Source organism: Streptomyces sp. CA-294286, from assembly GCF_050947155.1.
In the GTDB taxonomy this organism is placed as follows: Bacteria; Actinomycetota; Actinomycetes; order Streptomycetales; family Streptomycetaceae; genus Streptomyces.
Genome location: NZ_CP192005.1, coordinates 4,490,199 through 4,507,922 on the forward strand (window position 1 = coordinate 4,490,199; position 17,724 = coordinate 4,507,922).

A 17,724-nucleotide genomic window follows, 5' to 3' on the forward strand; every position below is an offset into this window, starting at 1 on the left:
GGGATGGGCGAGCGCTGGCACGTCGAGGTCGACCGGTCCGTGTGCATCGGGTCCGGGATGTGCGCCGGCACGGCCCCGGACGCGTTCCGGCTGGACACCGCCCGCCAGTCCCGTCCCACACCGGCGGACCGCGACGCCGCCGCCGACGTGCTGGCCGCGGCCGAGAACTGCCCGGTCGAGGCGATCGCGATCACGCTGCGGGAGACGGGCGGGACGGTCTTCCCGCCGGAGGAAGAGAGCGGCGAGGCGCGCCCGTAGCGCGCAGAGGGAGGCCCCCGGACGAGCAGGGCGAAGGAGGCGGGGACCCCGCAGACGAGTAGTGCGGACGGGCGGTGCGGACGGATACCCGCACACGGACGGGCGGACGGGGACGCGCATTCGAACGGGCGGCGCGGACGGAGACGCGCCCGCGGACGGGCGGAGCCCTTCGGTCCCGGGCCTTCCTCAGTCTCGTCCGCCCGGCTCCGCCGTCAGGTCGATCAGCCTGCACACCGTCTCGATGTCGATCTTCACCTGGGCGATCGAGGCCCGTCCCGACAGCCACGTGATCAGCGCCGAGTGCCACGTGTGCTCGATCACCCGCACGGCGGAGAGCTGCTCGGGGGTCGGCCGGTCGTCGGGTGCGTTCAGGCCCATCGCGTCCAGGATGATCGCCGTGGTCTGCCGGGAGACCGTGTCCACCTCGGGGCTGACGGAACGGTCGGCGAAGGTGAGGGCACGGACCATGGCGTCGGCGAGGTGGGGTTCGCGCTGGAGGGCGCGGAAGGCGCGCATGAGGGTTTCCGCGACGCGCTCGGCGGAGGTCGTGGCGGCCGGGGGGCGCTTGCGCAGGGTCGTGTGCAGGTGGCTGAGCTGGTCCTGCATGGTGGCGACCAGCAGGTGCACCTTGGACGGGAAGTAGCGGTACAGGGTGCCCAGGGCGACCCCCGCCTCCTCGGCGACCTCCCGCATCTGCACCGCGTCGAATCCGCCCCGGCTCGCGAGCTGTGCGCTGGCGTGCAGGATGCGGCGCCGCCGTGCTTCCTGGCGCTCCGTCAGGGGAGGGCCGGCGGAGCCGCCGCCCACCGTTCTGGCTTCTGCTTTCATCTGACCCCGTGCCCCCGTGTTCCGTGCCGTGTCCGTGGCGGGCCGTGCCCGCGCCGTGTTCGTCCAGCGACCGTGCGAAAGTGGCCGCGCCGTGCCCGATCGGTGCGGTCTGTGCAGCCGTGGCGCGAATCACCTGATCCGGACCTTACGCCGCCGCTCACTGCCGGTAGATTCAAGGCTCTGTGTTCGATCAACTCTGTAACTTGTTCTAGATTAGCGCCAGCGGCTACGCTCCGGCGGAAGTGCGTCAAGAAGGGGGCCGAGAGTGACCGCTGAGGCCGTACAGGCGGGCCCCCGCGCGGGGGACGCCGCCGCGAGTGCCGGCGACCGTCCGCTGCGCATCGCGCTCCTGACGTACAAGGGGAACCCGTTCTGCGGCGGCCAGGGCGTCTACGTCCGGCACCTCTCCCGGGAGCTGGCCCGGCTCGGGCACCGCGTGGAGGTGCTGGGGGCCCAGCCGTACCCGGTGCTCGACGAGGGCGTCCCGCTCACCGAGCTGCCCAGCCTCGACCTGTACCGCAGCCCTGACCCCTTCCGTACGCCGCGGCTCTCCGAGTACCGCGACTGGATCGACGCCGTCGAGTTCGCCACCATGCGCACCGGCGGCTTCCCCGAGCCGCTCACCTTCTCGCTCCGGGCCAAGCGCCACCTGGCCGCCAGGCGCGGCGAGTTCGACGTCGTGCACGACAACCAGACGCTCGGCTACGGCCTCCTCGGCGACCTCGGTGCACCGCTCGTGACGACCATCCACCACCCGATCACCGTCGACCGGCAGCTCGACCTCGACGCCGCCGGGACCCGGCTGCGGCGGGCCTCCGTGCGCCGCTGGTACGGCTTCACCCGCATGCAGAAGCGCGTCGCCCGCCGCCTGCCGTCGGTTCTGACCGTGTCCGGGTCCTCGCAGGCGGAGATCGTCGAGCACCTGGGGGTACGGGCCGACCGGGTCCACGTCGTGCACATCGGCGCGGACACCGGCCTGTGGTCGCCCGACGCCTCCGTCCCCGAGGTCCCGGGCCGCATCGTCACCACCTCCAGTGCCGACGTGCCGCTGAAGGGCCTGGTCCACCTCGTCGAAGCGCTCGCCAAGCTCCGCTCCGAGCGGCCCGACGCGCACCTGGTCGTCGTCGGCAAGCGCGCCGAGGACGGGCCCGTCGCGCAGGCCATCGCGCGGTACGGGCTCGCGCACGCCGTCGAGTTCGTCAAGGGCATCTCCGACGCCGAACTCGTGGACCTCGTGCGCGGCGCGGAGATCGCCTGTGTGCCGTCGCTGTACGAGGGCTTCTCGCTGCCCGCGGCCGAGGCCATGGCCACCGGCACGCCGCTCGTCGCCACCACCGGCGGAGCCATCCCCGAGGTCGCGGGACCGGACGGGGAGACCTGCCTGGCCGTACCGCCGGGAGACGCGGACGCCCTCGCCGGGCAGCTCGCGCGCCTCTTGGGCGACCGCGACCTGCGCAGACGGCTGGGTGCGGCCGGGCGGGCCCGCGTGCTGGAGAAGTTCACCTGGCGGCAGGCCGCGATCGGCACCGCCGAGCGCTACCGCGAGGCCCTCGCCGCGCAGGCTCAACCAGCGACCGCGGCCCTCAAGTCCTAGCCGTCCAGCCTCACTTGAGTCACCGAATCACCTGTTCGACCCACCGCCGGATGAAAGCTGAGCCCCCGTGCTGACCGTGGACTTCTCCCGCTTCCCGCTCGCCCCGGGCGACCGCGTCCTCGACCTGGGCTGCGGCGCAGGACGGCACGCCTTCGAGTGCTTCCGGCGCGGCGCCCAGGTGGTGGCCCTGGACCGGAACGCCGAGGAGATCCGCGAGGTCGCCAAGTGGTTCGCGGCGATGAAGGAGGCCGGCGAGGCGCCCGAGGGGGCCACCGCGACCGCCATGGAGGGCGACGCGCTCCACCTGCCCTTCCCGGACGCGTCGTTCGACGTCGTGATCATCTCCGAGGTCATGGAGCACATCCCCGACGACAAGGGCGTGCTCGCCGAGATGGTGCGCGTGCTGCGGCCCGGCGGCCGGATCGCGGTGACCGTGCCCCGCTACGGTCCCGAGAAGGTGTGCTGGGCGCTGTCCGACGCCTACCACGAGGTCGAGGGCGGCCACATCCGCATCTACAGGGCGGACGAGCTTCTCGCCAGGATGCGCGAGGCGGGCCTGAAGCCGTACGGCACGCACCACGCGCACGCCCTGCACTCCCCGTACTGGTGGCTCAAGTGCGCGTTCGGCGTCGACAACGACAAGGCGCTGCCGGTGAAGGCGTACCACAAGCTCCTCGTCTGGGACATCATGAAGAAGCCGCTGCTCACCCGGCTCGCCGAGCAGGCGCTGAACCCGGTCGTCGGCAAGAGCTTCGTCGCGTACGCCACCAAGCCGCACCTGCCCGCCGAAGCCGCTGGTGCCGCCTCGCCCGCCGCGGACTCGGCCGCCGCCGGCGCGACTGCGACGGAGACCAAGTGACGAGCCTCGGCGCAGGCCCGGGATCCGGTCCCGGCTACCTCGAACACCTCGTCCTGCCCGGCGTGCTGACGGGGGGTCAGGCGGCCGAGACCGTCGCAGGCATCCTCGCCGGACAGCGCGAGGACGGCGCGATCCCGTGGTTCCGCGGCCACCACCTCGACCCGTGGGACCACACCGAGGCCGCCATGGCGCTGGACGCCGCCGGTGAGCACGAGGCGGCGGCCCGCGCGTACGAGTGGCTGGTCAGGCACCAGAACCCGGACGGCTCCTGGTACGCGGCCTACGACGACGGCGACCACGCCCGCCCCACCGATCTCGCGCGCGAGAGCAACTTCTGCGCGTACATCGCGGTCGGCGTCTGGCACCACTACCTGGCCACCGGCGACGACGCGTTCATCGACCGGATGTGGCCCGCCGTGTACGCGGCCGTGGAGTTCGTGCTCGCACTCCAGCAGCCGGGCGGGCAGATCGGCTGGAAGCGCGAGAAGGACGGCACGCCCGTCAACGACGCGCTGCTGACCGGCAGTTCATCCATCCACCAGGCGCTGCGCTGCGCCCTTGCCATCGCCGAGCGACGCGAGGAGCCCCAGCCCGACTGGGAGTTGGCGGTCGGCGCCCTGCGGCACGCCATCCAGCGGCACCCCGAACGCTTCCTCGACAAGTCCCGCTACTCGATGGACTGGTACTACCCCGTCCTCGCCGGAGCGGTCACCGGAGCCGCGGCGAAGGAGCGCATCGAGGCGCACTGGGACGCCTTCGTGGTGCCCGGCCTCGGTGTGCGCTGTGTCCTGCCCAATCCCTGGGTGACCGGCGGCGAGAGCTGCGAACTCGCCCTCGCGCTCTGGATGACGGGGGAGTCCGACCGGGCCCTGGAGATCCTCCAGTCCGTCCAGCACCTGCGCGCGGACGACGGCAGCGGCATGTACTGGACGGGCTACGTCTTCGACGACGAGGCCATATGGCCGCGCGAACTCACCACCTGGACGGCCGGCTCGCTGCTCCTGGCGGTGGCCGCGCTCGGCGGCGAGGAAGCCACCTGCGCGGTCTTCAGCGGCGAGCGGCTGCCGTCGGGCCTGGATCCGGACTGCTGCTGACGGTTGCGCGCGAGGACGCGTCAGTGGCGGCGGGCGGCGCCGGCGAGGGCGTGCCCCACCATCAGGTAGACCACGGCGGGCAGCCCGTAGCCGAAGACCACGTTCATCCACTGCTTGTCGAAGCTGAACAGGTCGTGGGACCAGCCGGCCAGGAAGCGGGCGGCTTCCTTGACGAAGTCGACCAGGGCGTTGCCCTGGTTGGCGTCCAGCAGGTAGAAGAGGATCCACAGGCCCAGAATCAGGGCGGCGATGTCCGCGACGACGGCGATCAGGGTGGCCGCGGGATTTCCGGTGCGGGTTCGGGTGGACATGCCGAACGTGTTGCCGATTTGACGGGCGTCAAACCCGGATGGCCCTGTCCTGGTGGTGCTGGCGGAGGCTGCGGGCGACGCTGCGGGAAACGCCGTCGCCGCCCGCGTCACGCACGCCGCGGACGTCGGTGCCGCCGCCGTCGCCAGGCCCCGGGAGGCCCGCCGTGCCCCGTACCTCCACCCCTGCCCGCCGCGCGCTCCTCGCGGTGCCGCTGACGTGCGCGCTGCTGCTGCCCCTCGTGGCGTGCGACGACAAGGACACGGGCCGGGCGGCGAACGCGACCGGCGCCCCGACGTCCGCCACCGCCCCGACGTCCGCCACCACGCCGTCGCCCACCGATGAGGTCGAGACGCAGCGGCTCGCCAAGACCCGGTTCGTCGCCAACGCGTCGCTGGCCGCCGGTGCCGCGTACCAGTGGATCGTGAAGCCCTACCGGGCGGGCAAGTTCCAGAAGGGCGCGGACGGGCGGAAGTTCGCCCTCGTCAAGGCGGGCCTCGCCGGGGGCTTCACCTACAACCGGCTGAAGGCGGCGCTCAACAACGCCAAGGGCGACCCGCTGCTCTCCAAGGCGGTCGCCCCGCTGTCCGAGGGCATCGAGTCGCTGAAGGGACTCGGCACCAAACTGGCGGCGGGCACGGCGGGCGTCGCCGACATCGGCATGTTCGAGAACGTGATCGGCGGGGTCAAGGAGGCGGGCAAGGACGCCGGCGCGGAGGTCACGGAGAAGGTCCCCTCGGCGGGCGAGATGGCGAAGGGGGGCTCACCGGCCGAGGTCTTCGCGCCGGCGCAGCCGTCGCCCCGGCAGCCGCACGCCCCGTCCAACGGCAGCGCGATGCCGGAGAATTGAGCTGGTCGGAGGGGCGACGGCCCGCTTAGGGTGCGGCCATGACTCTGCTTGGCTTCGCACATTACTGCGACCGGATCGTCGAGGAGACCGCCCTCATGCGGGCGGCGATATCGGGCGCCGACCTGACCGTCCGGGTCCCCTCCTGTCCCGACTGGACCCTTCGGCAGCTCGTCCTGCACACCGGCGGTGCGCACCGCTGGGTGTACGACACCGTGCGGACCCGTTCCGCCGAGGAGTTCCCGCCGGACGACGTCACGGACGGCGACGGCCCCGACTCCGACGACCCGGCCGCCCTGGACGCCTGGTTCGCCGAGGGCGCCGAACTGTGCGCCGCCGCGCTGCGCGAGGCCGGGCCGGACGCGCGGGTGTGGGCGTGGGCCCCCGGGAACCCCGTCGAGTTCTGGGCGCGCCGCATGACCCACGAGACCGTGGTGCACCGCGCGGACGCCGCGCTCGCCGCGAAGGTCCCCTACGAGGTGGCCCCCGAGGTCGCGGCCGACGCGATCGACGAGTGGATGTGGCTCAGTACGCTGCCGCAGACCTTCGAGGAGGGGCCGGGCCCGGCCGGGCTGCTCGGCGAGGGCCGCACCCTCCACCTGCACGCCACCGACGCCCCGCCCGGAGTGGACGCCGAGTGGGTCGTCGACCTCACCGGCGACTCGGTCCGGTGGCGGCGCGGCCACGAGAAGGCGGCCGTCGCCCTGCGCGGCCCGCTGACCGACCTCCTCCAGGTGACCTACCGCCGCCGGTCGCCGGACGCCGCAGGGACCGAAGTGCGGGGAGACCGCGCGCTGCTCGACGAGTGGCTCGATCACCTCGCCTGGGACTGACCGGCGCGCGGCGGCCTAGGAGTTGAGTTCGGCCAGCACCCTGAGGGTGTGCGGATCCGGTGAGGTGACCAGCAGGTCGGTCACCGGGCCCGCGCGCCACAGCTCCAGCCGCTCCGCGATCCGGGCGCGCGGTCCGACGAGCGAGATCTCGTCGGCGAAGGCGTCCGGCACCGCCGCCACCGCCTCCTCCCGCCGCCCGGCCAGGAACAGTTCGTGGACGCGGCGGGCCTGGGCCGCGTACCCCATGCGCGCCATCAGGTCCGCGTGGAAGTTCCGCGCCGCGTGCCCCATGCCGCCGATGTAGAAGCCGAGCATCGCCTTCACCGGCAGCAGCCCCTCGGCGACGTCGTCGCAGACGTGGGCACGGACCATCGGGGCCACCGTGAAGCCGGCGGGCAGTGTGCCGAGCCGGTGGACCTCCGGGCGCAGCGGCGACCAGTACAGCGGCAGCCAGCCGTCCGCGATCCGCAGGGTCTGCGCGATGTTCTTGGGCCCCTCCGCGCCGAGGAGGACCGGCAGGTCCGCGCGGAGCGGGTGCACGATCGGCTTGAGCGGCCTGCCGAAACCGGTGGCGTCCGGGCCGCGGTACGGGTGCTGGTGGAAGCGTCCGTCCAGTGCCACGGGGGCCTCGCGCCGCAGCACCTGACGCAGCACGTCCACGTACTCCCGCGTCGCGGTCAGCGGACTGCGCGGGAACGGCCGCCCGTACCAGCCCTCGACCACCTGCGGCCCGGAGAGGCCCAGCCCGAGCATCAGCCGGCCGCCCGAAAGGTGGTCCAGGGTCAGCGCGTGCATGGCCGTCGCGGTCGGCGAACGGGCCGCCATCTGCGCGATCGCCGTACCGAGCCGGATCCGGGTGGTGTGCGCGGCGTACCAGGTCAGCGGGGTGAACGCGTCCGACCCCCACGCCTCGGACGTCCACACCGACGCGTACCCGAGCCGCTCGGCCTCCTGCACGAGGGCGAGGTGGGAGGGGTCGGGGCCGCGCCCCCAGTACCCGAGCGCCAGTCCGAGCCGCATGGCGGGGCCTCCCCTCGCAACCGAGCTGACGCAGCGTCAGTTCGGTCGACTGTACGAGCCGGGCCGCACCCGGACAAGACGACGGCCCCCGCCCCCCTTCGTCGAGGGGCGGAGGCCGTCGTCGTGCGAGGCGTCAGCCGCGCTGGATGCCCGTCGTGTCCTGGAGCAGGCCGCGACGGCCGTCCTGGGTCTGGGCGACCAGGCCGGGACCGCGCTGGTCCACCGCCAGGTACCAGGTGCCGGGCGCCAGTTCCGCGATCGGCGTCGGCGAGCCGTCCTCCGCGTACAGCGGACGGGCCACCGGGACCGCGAACCAGAACGGCGCGAACCCGGACGCGTCGGCGGCGGCCGGAGCCTGCCCGCCCTGCGAGGGCTGACCGGCGGCAGGCGCCTGCGCGGCAGCCGCCTGCGGATCCTGGGTCGCGCCGCCCGGGTAGCCGTAGCCGCCGGGAGCGGGCTGGCCGCCGTACGAGGGCTGCTGGGCGCCCGGGTAGCCGTAACCGGCACCCGGCTGACCCTGCTGGGCGCCGTAGGGGCCCGCGACGGCCGGCTTCGGGGCGCCCATCAGCGGGGCCTTGAGCGCCGGGACCAGCGGACCCGCGACCGCGCCGGCGGCGAGCACCAGGGCGGCGATCAGGCCGAGGATGAGACCCGCACCCGCACTGCCGGCGTCGAGGATCGTCCAGAACGCGGTCCAGGCGGCGAAGACGGCCAGGGCGACGCCGAACTGGCCGAGTTCGATACCGGCGACCTTGCGCGGCCCCGGCAGCCCGCGCGCGACCACGATCAGCGCGGCGGCGATGACGCCCGCGAGGAACATGCTCATCAGCAGCCCGAGGGAGTCCCAGGCGTTGAAGGTCGGGCAGAACCCGCCGGTGCAGCCACCGGTGCTGTTCAGGCTGAGGAACGAGGCGATGAACAGCACCACCGCTGCTCCGATCACCACGCCATCACCTCGTGTGAGGGAGCGGATGTTCACGTAAAGTCCTTTGTCAGTCGTCTTCTTGGTGGCTTCTTCGGGCTTCTTCGTGGCGATTGACGCTGTGCCGGTGTGCGCGGTTCTCGCGAAGACTCGGAGCGAAGCTCGGGGCGGTTGCCCATCGTACGGATGAATGTATCGTCCGATCGCTGGGGCCGCCCTCTTCGTTGCCGGGCGGTGACCAGGCGCGGCCCGACCCCCTCAGGACTTCCTCACGTCCTTCTCAGAAAGCTGCTGATGCCGTCCGCCATGCCCCGGGCCGCCTTCTGCCGCCATTCCGCACGGGACAACAGGGCGATGTCCTGGGCATCGCGCATGTTCCCGCATTCGATGAACACCTTCGGAACGGTCGACAGGTTGAGCCCGCCGAGGTCGCTGCGCACCACCAGTCCCGTCTTGTCGCCCACGTAGTTCGAGGGCGCGTCACCGGTCGCCCGTACGAAGTGGCCCACGATGCGCTCGCCCAGGTCGCGCGAGGGAGCGACGATCGAAGAGGTGTCCGCGGCCCCGGAGTTCACCCGTGCGGGCAGGATCACGTGGAAGCCCCGGTGACCGGCGGTCGAACCGTCCGCGTGGACGGAGATCACCGCGTCGGCCTTCGCCTCGTTGCCGATCCGGGCCCGCTCGTCGATGCACGGGCCGAAGGGGCGGTCGTCATTCTGCGTGAAGGTGACGGTGGCCCCCTGTTTTTCGAGGAGGGCCTTCAGCCGGCGCGAGACGTCGAGGGTGAATTCCGCCTCGGTGTATCCGGCGTTGCTCGCCGTGCCCGTGGTGTCGCACTCCTTGCGATGGGTGCCGACGTCGACCTGGCGGTTGATCTCGCGGGTGTGCCGGAAATTGCCGGGATTGTGCCCGGGGTCCACGACGACGACACGACCGGCGAGCGGACCGCGGCCCGCCGGGGGGTCCGGGGCGGTGGACTTCGCCGGAGGAGTGCCCGGCGCACCGCTCGGATCCGGCACGGCGTCCGGGCCGGAGGGCACCGGAGCGGCGCCCGTGCTCGCGCTGCCGGTCGCGCTCGCCCCCGGCAGGGGCTGTGCGTGCGGCGGCCCGTCCTCGTCCGGCCCGCTCACCGCCTGCCAGATCAGCCACCCGGCGAGGCAGGCCGGCAGCAGCGCGGCGGCCACGACGAGGGCGTTGCCCCGCCGGCGCCGCGGAGGCGGATCGAATGCGGGCTCGGGCGCGGGCGGGTTCGCGTGGGGGGACTGTCCGTCGTACGACACAGGGCGATGCTATGCGCGGCGCTCAGATCCCCGGGCCGGTACGCCGCAGGACGCGCAGCGAGTCGGTCACCGAGACCTCGGTGAACGCACCCGAGGCGAGCGCCCTGAGATACACGCGGTACGGGGCCTGCCCACCGTCCGCCGGGTCGGGGAACACGTCGTGGACGACCAGCAGGCCGCCCTGCGCGACGTGCGGGGCCCATCCCTCGTAGTCCCCGTTCGCGTGCTCGTCGGTGTGCCCGCCGTCGATGAAGACGAGGCCGAGCGGAGCGCCCCAGAGCCGTGCGGCCTGCGGGGACCGGCCGACGAGAGCGAGCACGTGCTCCTCAAGCCCCGCCCGGTGGAGGGTGCGGCGGAACGCGGGAAGCGTGTCCATGACGCCCAGCTCGGGGTCCACGGTCGTCTCGTCGTGGTACTCCCATCCGGGCTGCTGCTCCTCGCTGCCCCGGTGGTGGTCCACGGTCACCGCGGTCACCCCGGCCGCACGGGCCGCGTCGGCGAGGAGAAGGGTGGAGCGGCCGCAGTACGTGCCGACTTCGAGGAGGGGAAGACGCAAATCGCCCGCCGCTTCGGCTGCCGCCGCGTACAGGGCGAGGCCCTCGGCCGTCGGCATGAAGCCCTTGGCGGACTCGAACGCGGCAAGGGTGGCGGCCCGGGGAGCGGCGGCCGGCGCGGTGGCAGCCGGCCCGGTGGCGGGCTGCGGGGTGGTGGGCTCGGAGAGGGCGGGCTGCGGGGAGGCGGGCTCGGGGACGGCGGGCATGGCGGGATCTCTCCTGTGCGGCGGCGGCGTGAACGGGGGCCATCGTGCCGTACGCGGGTGGGGCTCGACGGGGGCGGGGTCGCCGGACGGGGGTCCTGTGCCCGTCGGCGTGCGCCCGTCTGCGTGTGCCCGGCGGCCTGTGCCTTCCGTCCGGCGCTTTCCCTCCCGCGCCTCCCCACCCGTGGCTCCCGTCTTGTGCCTCCCGCCTTGTGCCTCCCGTCCTGTGCCTCCCGCCCTGTGTCTCCCGTCCTGTGCCTTCCGTCGGTGGGAACGTGTTCTGTTCGTGTTCTGTTCTGCCGGGCGCGGAATGCCGGGAACGCCCTGCGGACACCGAGAGCACCTCCCCACCCCGGGGCCGTCGGGTCGCGCCCGCACACGGACGTACGGGGCGTCGCGCACCTGCGACCATGACAGGCATGGTCCACCACACCCCCGCCGGCTCCGACAGCCTCATATCCGCGCCCCCTGTCCGTCCCGTCCGCACCTGGCTGGTGGTGCTCGCCGCCTGCGCCGGACAGTTCCTCGTCGTCCTCGACGTGTCCGTCGTGAACGTCGCCCTGCCGTCCATGCGTGCGGACCTCGGCATGTCCGCCGCAGGGCTCCAGTGGGTCGTGAACCTCTACTCCATCGCCTTCGCCGGGTTCATGCTGCTGGGCGGCCGGGCCTCGGACATCTTCGGGCGGAAGCTGACGTTCCTGGTGGGCCTCGCCCTGTTCACCGCGGCCTCGCTGGCGGGCGGGCTGGCGCAGGAGGGGTGGCAACTGCTGGCCGCGCGCGCCGCGCAGGGGCTGGGGGCGGCGGTGCTCGCGCCGGCGACACTCACCATCCTCACGTCCGCAGTCCCCGAGGGCGCGGCACGCACCCGGGCGATCGGCACCTGGTCGGCCGTCGGTGCCGGCGGCGGCGCGGCGGGCGGATTCGTGGGCGGACTGCTCACGGAGACGCTGTCCTGGCGGTGGGTGCTGCTGATCAACGTGCCGATCGGTGCACTCGTGCTGGTGGGAGCGTACTTCTGGCTGACCGAGAGCCATGCGCGCGAGGGGCGGCGGCTGGACCTGCCGGGCGCCGTGCTGGTGACGGCGGGGCTCGCCACGCTCGCGTACGGGATCGTGCAGACCGAGGCGGAGGGCTGGACGGCGGCGGAGACCCTGGTGCCGCTGGCGGCCGGGCTGCTGCTGGTCGGGGCGTTCCTGGCGGTCGAGGCGCGGGCGAAGGCGCCGTTGATGCCGCTGAAGCTGTTCCGGGTGCGGGCGGTGTCGGTGGCCAACGCGGCGATGTTCGTCAACGGGTCGGCGATGTTCTGCATGTGGTTCTTCATGACGCTGTACGCGCAGAACGTGCTCGGGTACACCCCGCTCGGGGCCGGACTGGCGCTCGTGCCCAGCTCGCTCGCCATCGTCACCGGGTCCAAGCTGGCCCCTCGGCTGATGCCGCGCGTCGGCGCGCGGAACCTGGCGGCGATCGGGACGCTCGTCGCGGCGGCCGGGTTCGGGTGGCAGTCGACGATGGGGGCGCACGACTCGTACGCGACGGCGATCCTCGGGCCGGGGATCCTCATGATGCTCGGGGCGGGGCTGGCGTCCACGCCGCTCGCCTCGCTCGCCACGTCCGGCGCAGCGCCGGGGGACGCGGGGCTGGTCTCCGGGCTGATCAACACGTCGCGGACGATGGGCGGGGCGCTGGGCCTGGCCGTCCTGTCGACGGTCGCGGCGTCGCGGACGGGCCGGGGGACGAGTGCGGAGGCGCTGACGGCGGGGTACGCGCTGGCGTTTCGGACGGGTGCGGGGGTGCTGGTGATCGGCGTGGTGTTGATCTTGGTGGGACTGGCGGGAGTGGGGCGGGAGCGGGACGGGGAGGGGTAGGAGTAGGGGGTTGGTCAACGGGTGGCGGGGCCGGGGGTGAGGGCCCGGGTGGTGTCCTCGTCCACCAGCGAGTGGTTCAGCGCGGCAGCCGCTGCGGACCCGGCGCCGGCCGCCGAGACGACCTGGGCCCGCGGGTCGGCCGCGTTGCCGATCACCCACACCCCCGGCACGCTCGTCAGCCCGGTCGGGTCGGTGACCACCCACCCCGCCTCGTCCTTCGCGCAGGCGAGTCCCGCCAGCGGCCCGTCGCGCGGCACGAACCGCGGGGCGACGAACACCGCCTCCCGCGCCACGAGACGCCCGTCCGCCAGCCGGACCCCGCGCAGCGCGTCCTGCTCCACCACGACCTCCGCGACCGCGCCCTCCACGATCCGGATGCCCCGCGCGTCGAGCCCGGCTCGGTCGTCGTCGCTGACGGGGACCGTGTGCGGGAAGTACACGACGTCGGCGGACCATTGGCGGACGAGCAGTGCGTGCCGCGCCGAGTGCGGCTGCGTCCCGAGCACCCCGAGAGGCCGGTCGCGCACCTCGTAGCCGTGGCAGTACGGGCAGTGCAGTACGTCCTGCCCCCACCGCTCCCGTACCCCCGGGAACGAGGGCAGTTCGTCCCGCAGGCCGGTGGCGACCACGACCCGGCGGGCCCGCAGGACGGAGCCCTCGGCGAGCCGGACGTCGAAGAGGGGGGTGCCGGACGGCGTGGCGACGGCGACCACGCCCTCCACGCGTCCGTCCAGCAACTCGACGCCGTACCCGCTCACTTCCTTGCGTCCGATGCGAAGAAGCTCGGCGGGCGGCATCCCGTCCCGGGAGAGGAAGCCGTGCATCCGGGCGGCCGGGGCGTTGCGGGGGCTTCCGCAGTCCACCACGGCCACCCGGCGCCGCGCCCGCCCCAGCACCAGGGCCGCGCTGAGCCCGCCGGCGCCGCCGCCGACCACCACCGCGTCGTAGATGTCCCGAAAATCGTCCTGTGTGTGGGTGTGCGTGTCGTGAGTCATGGCGACACCGTGCGCCCCGCTCCCGGAAACGGCAATCTTTGTTGCCGTTTCCGGGAAAGGGCGGTGCACTGTGGTCCATGGACCACTCACCGGAGATCAGCCGCACCCTCGCCGACGTCGGCCCCCGTCTCCAGCGGCTGCGGGCCGCGCGCGGGGTCACCCTCGCCGCGCTCGCGGAGGCCACCGGCATCTCCACCAGCACCCTCTCCCGGCTGGAGTCCGGGCAGCGCCGTCCCAGCCTGGAACTGCTGCTGCCCATCTCGCAGGCCCATCAGGTGCCGCTCGACGACCTGGTCGGCGCGCCCGAGGTCGGGGATCCGCGCGTACGGATCAAGCCCCGCCAGGTGCACGGCGCGACCGTGCTGCCGCTGACCAACAGACCCGGTCCGCTCCAGACGTACAAGATGATCCTCCCGGTGAGCCGCAGCACCCCCGAACCCCGCACCCATGAGGGATACGAGTGGCTGTACGTCCTGTCCGGTCGGCTGCGGCTGGTCCTCGGGGACCGGGACATGGTCCTCGGGCCGGGCGAGGCGGCCGAGTTCGACACCCGGCTGCCGCACTGGTTCGGCAGCACGGGCGAGGGGCCCGTCGAGGTGCTCAGCCTCTTCGGCAGGCAGGGCGAACGGATGCACGTACGGGCGCAGCCACGCGCCACGGGGGCCCGGCAGGATCCGGAGGACGAGGGCTGAACGGGCGGGACGGCGGAGGGGCTCCGTCGCGTAGCGGGCAACAAGGCGGGTGGGGGCGTCAGTTGGGCGCGGGGCGAGGATCCCGCACCCGTCCTCGCACGCCTTCCCAACCCACCGCCCGTGCGCTATACATGAGGGCCATCGGCCTAGAACGCGTTCTAGAAGTGGGGCGCGCGGGACGGCCGGTCCCGTACGGCCCCGGCGTGTCCGACGGTGCGGACGGCCGCGTCGGGGTCTTCGACGACGCGCACCGAGGAGCACTGGTTGCATGCCGATCGACCCCGACAAGGCCCTCGCCGCCGATCCCCGGACCACGTCCCTCGCATGGGGGCACAAGGACGTCCAGCTGTACCACCTGGGGCTGGGGGCCGGGGTCCCGGCCACCGATCCGGTCGAGCTGCGGTACACCCTGGAGAGCCGGCTGCACGTCCTGCCCAGCTTCGCGACCGTCGCCGGTGCGGGCATGGCCGTGGTCGGCGGGCTCTCCGCGCCCGGCATCGAGGTGGACCTCGCGTCCGTACTGCACGGCGGCCAGGCGGTGACCGTGCACCGGCCGATTCCGGTCGAGGGAACCGCCACCCAGACGTCGGCCGTGCGGGCCGTGTACGACAAGGGCAAGGCGGCCGTCCTCGTGCTGCGGTCGGAGGCATCGGACGCCGACGGACCGCTGTGGACGAGCGACGCGTCGATCTTCGTACGGGGTGAGGGCGGCTTCGGAGGGGAGCGGGGGCCCTCCCTGCGACTCGCACTTCCGCCCCGGGACCCGGAGTTCACCGTGGAGCGGCCGGTGCGGGAGGACCAGGCGCTGCTGTACCGGCTCTCGGGGGACTGGAACCCGCTGCACGCCGACCCGGAGTTCGCCGGGCTCGCGGGCTTCCCGCGGCCGATCCTGCACGGGCTGTGCTCGTACGGGATGACGCTCAAGGCCGTCGTGGACACGGTGCTCGGCGCGGACGTGGCGAGGGTCCTCTCGTACCGCACGCGCTTCGCGGGGGTGGTCTTTCCGGGGGAGACGCTGCGGATCCGGATGTGGCAGGACCCGGGGCGGATCCAGGTCGAGGTGACGGCCGTCGAGCGGGACGACGCACCCGTGCTCGCCGACACCGTCGTCGCGCACACGTAAGCACTCGTCAGCAGGTCAGTGAGCACGCCCGTGAGGGGAGTAGTCGGACCATGCGCGCAGCGGTGTTGCACGAAACGGGTCAGGACAAGCTCGAAGTGCACGACGACGTCGAGGCCGTGGGCTTCGGGCCCGGAAAGGTCAGGATCCGGGTGCGGGCCACCGGGCTGTGCCACTCGGACGTCTCCGCGATGAGCGGCGTGCTCCCACAGCCCGCGCCGTTCGTTCCCGGGCACGAGGGCGCCGGAGAGGTCGTCGACGTGGGGGAGGGAGTGGACGGGGTCGCGGCCGGCGACCGGGTCCTGGTGTGCTGGCTGCCGGCCTGCGGCACCTGTGCGGCGTGCAGGCGCGGGCAGACGCAGCTGTGCCTGGCCGGGTTCATGAACGCAGGGACGCCCAACTTCCGCCGGGCGGGCGGCGACCTCTTCGGGTTCGCCGGGACCGGGACCTTCACCGAGGAGGTCGTCGTGGCGGCCGGGTGCGCGGTGCCGATCCCGGACGACGTGCCGTTCGAGATCGCCGCGCTGATCGGGTGCGGAGTGACGACCGGGCTCGGCGCGGCCATCAACACGGCGCAGGTGGAGGCCGGTTCGTCGGTGGCGGTCCTGGGCTGCGGCGGGGTGGGCATCTCCGCGATCCAGGGGGCACGGGTGCGCGGTGCGGCGCAGATCGTCGCCGTGGACCCCGTCGCCTCGCGCCGACAGGCGGCGCTGGGCTTCGGGGCGACGGAGGCCCTGGCCCCGGAGGAGCTGGCTGACGCCAAGCAGCGGATCACGGCGGGGGAGGGCTTCGACTACGTCTTCGAGGTGGTCGGGAAGTCGGCCACGGCGCGGGCCGCGTACGACGCGACCCGGCGCGGTGGCACCCTCTGCGTCGTCGGCGCGGGGGCTCTCGACGACCACTTCCCGCTCAACATGTTCGAGCTGTTCTTCGACGAGAAGCGGATCCTGCCGTCGCTCTACGGAGGCGGCGACGCGCTCCGTTCGTACGAGCGGGCCGTCGCGCTCTGGCGGGCAGGTCGCATCGACCTGGAGGGCATGATCACGCACCGCGTGCAACTGGCCGGGATCAACGAGGCGTTGGAGCACATGCGGACGGGCGCGGCACTGCGTACGTCCATCTCGCTGTGAGCTGTGAGCTGTGAGCTGTGAGCTGTGGGCTGTGGGCTGTGGGCTGTGGGCCGGTCGGCCGGTGAGCCGGAGGGCCGGAGGGCCGGACGGCCGCGGCTGTACGGGCCGGGGCCTGCGCCCGGGTGCAGGCCCCGTGCCGCTGAAGTCGTTGCCGGAACCCGTGGCACCGGAACCGTCCCGCCGGGGTCGCATCGTCGCGCTGAAGGAGTTGTTGGCGGATGTCGCTGCCGCTCGAAGGACTGTCCGCGATCGTCACCGGAGCCGGCCGCGGGCTCGGCCGGGCCGAGGCGCTCGAACTCGCCCGGCTCGGCGCGAGCGTCGTCGTCAACGACTTCGGCCGCCCGGGACGCGACGGCTCCGGGGACGCCTCGGCCGGACCCGCCGAGGAGGTCGCCGCGGAGATACGGGCGCGGGGCGGAACGGCGGTCGCGCACCCGGGGGACGTCGCCGACTTCGGGCAGGCCCGTGAACTCGTCGAGGCGGCCGTCACCGAGTTCGGGAAACTCGACGTGCTGATCAACAACGCGGGCATCCTGCGCGACCGGATGATCTTCTCGATGAGCGAGGAGGAGTGGGACTCCGTCGTCCGGGTGCATCTGAAAGGACACTTCAACACGACGCGTTTCGCCGCCGCGCACTGGCGGGCGCGGTCGAAGGCGGCCGGGGCGCCCGTGTACGGGCGGGTCGTGAACACGTCGTCGGAGGCATTCCTCGCCGGGTCGGCGGGACAGCCGAACTACGCGGCGGCGAAGGGCGGCGTCGTCGGGCTGACGACCTCGACCGCGCTCGCGCTGCGGAAGTACGGGGTGACGGCGAACGCGATCTGCCCCCGGGCGAGGACACGGATGACGGAGGACGTGTTCACGGGCTTCGCGGTGCCGGGCGAGGGGGAGAAGGACCCGCTGGCCCCCGAGCACGTGGCACCCCTGGCCGGTTACCTGGCCTCTCCGGCAGCGGGGCACGTGAACGGCCAGTTGCTGGTGGTGCACGGGGGAATGGTGGCGGTGATGGAGCGGCCACGGGTGGCGGCGACGTTCGACACGTCGCAGGGGATGTTCTCCTACGAGGAGCTGGACGGGCTGCTGACCCGGTACTTCGCCGGGCGGCCGGAGGGGGAGACCTTCGGGGCGGCGGAAGTGCTGGGGCTGCGGTGGGGACAGGGGTCGGCCCCCCGCTGACGGGTGCCTCCGCCTCCGCCTCCGCCGTTCCTTCGCGCGATGCGTCGCCGTCGTGGGTGCGTGCCGTCTGCTGCCGTTGCTGGTGCGTGCCGTTCGTGGCTACCGCTGCTGCGCGAGGCACTCCGCCACCGTTCCCGCACGCC

18 protein-coding genes are annotated in these 17,724 nt (G+C 73.3%); 11 read left to right on the forward strand and 7 right to left on the reverse strand.

Going from position 1 to position 17,724, the window contains the following annotated elements; genetic code table 11:
* Positions 1–3 precede the first annotated feature (3 nt).
* Positions 4–258: a ferredoxin gene (locus tag ACQPZG_RS24580; protein WP_433549531.1), complete on the forward strand. Its 255-nt coding sequence runs from the start codon at positions 4–6 to the stop codon at positions 256–258.
* 186 nt (positions 259–444) lie between these two features.
* Here the strand turns inward: ACQPZG_RS24580 and ACQPZG_RS24585 are convergent, their stop codons facing one another.
* The gene (locus ACQPZG_RS24585) at positions 445–1,086 is read right to left on the reverse strand and encodes a TetR family transcriptional regulator (RefSeq protein ID WP_433547888.1); all 642 of its coding nucleotides are present in this window, start codon (positions 1,084–1,086) and stop codon (positions 445–447) included.
* A gap of 265 nt (positions 1,087–1,351) precedes the next feature.
* Between ACQPZG_RS24585 and ACQPZG_RS24590 the strand changes: the two genes are divergently transcribed.
* From ACQPZG_RS24590 to ACQPZG_RS24600, 3 genes are all read left to right on the forward strand, one after another.
* Entirely contained in the window at positions 1,352–2,680 is a 1,329-nt protein-coding gene (locus ACQPZG_RS24590) for a glycosyltransferase family 4 protein (RefSeq protein ID WP_433547889.1), read from the forward strand.
* Between the two features lie 67 nt (positions 2,681–2,747).
* Positions 2,748–3,539 (forward strand): methyltransferase domain-containing protein, encoded by a 792-nt coding sequence (locus ACQPZG_RS24595; RefSeq protein ID WP_433547890.1) that lies wholly within the window; start codon positions 2,748–2,750, stop codon positions 3,537–3,539.
* Positions 3,536–4,633, forward strand: coding sequence for a prenyltransferase (locus tag ACQPZG_RS24600; RefSeq protein WP_433547891.1), 1,098 nt, complete (start codon positions 3,536–3,538; stop codon positions 4,631–4,633). The genes ACQPZG_RS24595 and ACQPZG_RS24600 overlap by 4 nt, the downstream gene beginning before the upstream one ends.
* A 20-nt stretch (positions 4,634–4,653) precedes the next feature.
* On the opposite strand, the gene ACQPZG_RS24605 is transcribed toward ACQPZG_RS24600, so the two are convergent.
* Entirely contained in the window at positions 4,654–4,944 is a 291-nt protein-coding gene (locus ACQPZG_RS24605) for a hypothetical protein (RefSeq protein WP_433547892.1), read from the reverse strand.
* Positions 4,945–5,108: 164 nt separating this feature from the next.
* Here ACQPZG_RS24605 and ACQPZG_RS24610 point away from each other — a divergent pair, with 164 nt between their 5' ends.
* Complete coding sequence (locus ACQPZG_RS24610; RefSeq protein ID WP_433547893.1) at positions 5,109–5,792, forward strand: hypothetical protein; 684 nt, start codon at positions 5,109–5,111, stop codon at positions 5,790–5,792.
* A 38-nt stretch (positions 5,793–5,830) separates the two neighbouring features.
* Positions 5,831–6,622 carry a maleylpyruvate isomerase family mycothiol-dependent enzyme gene (locus ACQPZG_RS24615; protein ID WP_433547894.1) on the forward strand — a complete coding sequence of 264 codons (792 nt, stop codon included), beginning with the start codon at positions 5,831–5,833 and terminating at the stop codon, positions 6,620–6,622.
* A 15-nt stretch (positions 6,623–6,637) separates the two neighbouring features.
* On the opposite strand, the gene ACQPZG_RS24620 is transcribed toward ACQPZG_RS24615, so the two are convergent.
* From ACQPZG_RS24620 to ACQPZG_RS24635, 4 genes are all read right to left on the reverse strand, one after another.
* On the reverse strand, positions 6,638–7,642 hold the full coding sequence (locus ACQPZG_RS24620) for an LLM class F420-dependent oxidoreductase (protein WP_433547895.1): 1,005 nt from the start codon (positions 7,640–7,642) through the stop codon (positions 6,638–6,640).
* 133 nt (positions 7,643–7,775) lie between these two features.
* Positions 7,776–8,588, reverse strand: coding sequence for a hypothetical protein (locus ACQPZG_RS24625; protein WP_433547896.1), 813 nt, complete (start codon positions 8,586–8,588; stop codon positions 7,776–7,778).
* A gap of 245 nt (positions 8,589–8,833) precedes the next feature.
* Positions 8,834–9,844: an N-acetylmuramoyl-L-alanine amidase gene (locus tag ACQPZG_RS24630; protein WP_433547897.1), complete on the reverse strand. Its 1,011-nt coding sequence runs from the start codon at positions 9,842–9,844 to the stop codon at positions 8,834–8,836.
* A 22-nt stretch (positions 9,845–9,866) separates the two neighbouring features.
* The gene (locus ACQPZG_RS24635; protein ID WP_433549532.1) at positions 9,867–10,457 is read right to left on the reverse strand and encodes a class I SAM-dependent methyltransferase; all 591 of its coding nucleotides are present in this window, start codon (positions 10,455–10,457) and stop codon (positions 9,867–9,869) included.
* A gap of 554 nt (positions 10,458–11,011) precedes the next feature.
* Between ACQPZG_RS24635 and ACQPZG_RS24640 the strand changes: the two genes are divergently transcribed.
* On the forward strand, positions 11,012–12,466 hold the full coding sequence (locus tag ACQPZG_RS24640; RefSeq protein WP_433547898.1) for an MFS transporter: 1,455 nt from the start codon (positions 11,012–11,014) through the stop codon (positions 12,464–12,466).
* 14 nt (positions 12,467–12,480) lie between these two features.
* Here ACQPZG_RS24640 and ACQPZG_RS24645 read toward each other — a convergent pair whose 3' ends face one another.
* Complete coding sequence (locus ACQPZG_RS24645; protein ID WP_433547899.1) at positions 12,481–13,461, reverse strand: NAD(P)/FAD-dependent oxidoreductase; 981 nt, start codon at positions 13,459–13,461, stop codon at positions 12,481–12,483.
* 77 nt (positions 13,462–13,538) lie between these two features.
* Here ACQPZG_RS24645 and ACQPZG_RS24650 point away from each other — a divergent pair, with 77 nt between their 5' ends.
* The 4 genes from ACQPZG_RS24650 (at position 13,539) to ACQPZG_RS24665 (ending at position 17,581) form a co-directional block, all read left to right on the forward strand.
* Positions 13,539–14,153, forward strand: a complete 615-nt coding sequence (locus ACQPZG_RS24650) for a helix-turn-helix domain-containing protein (RefSeq protein ID WP_433547900.1) — start codon at positions 13,539–13,541, stop codon at positions 14,151–14,153.
* 268 nt (positions 14,154–14,421) lie between these two features.
* Positions 14,422–15,276, forward strand: a complete 855-nt coding sequence (locus ACQPZG_RS24655; RefSeq protein ID WP_433547901.1) for a MaoC/PaaZ C-terminal domain-containing protein — start codon at positions 14,422–14,424, stop codon at positions 15,274–15,276.
* Between the two features lie 50 nt (positions 15,277–15,326).
* Entirely contained in the window at positions 15,327–16,403 is a 1,077-nt protein-coding gene (locus ACQPZG_RS24660) for a Zn-dependent alcohol dehydrogenase (RefSeq protein ID WP_433547902.1), read from the forward strand.
* A gap of 218 nt (positions 16,404–16,621) precedes the next feature.
* Entirely contained in the window at positions 16,622–17,581 is a 960-nt protein-coding gene (locus ACQPZG_RS24665; RefSeq protein ID WP_433547903.1) for a 3-oxoacyl-ACP reductase, read from the forward strand.
* The last annotated feature ends 143 nt before the right edge of the window (positions 17,582–17,724 follow it).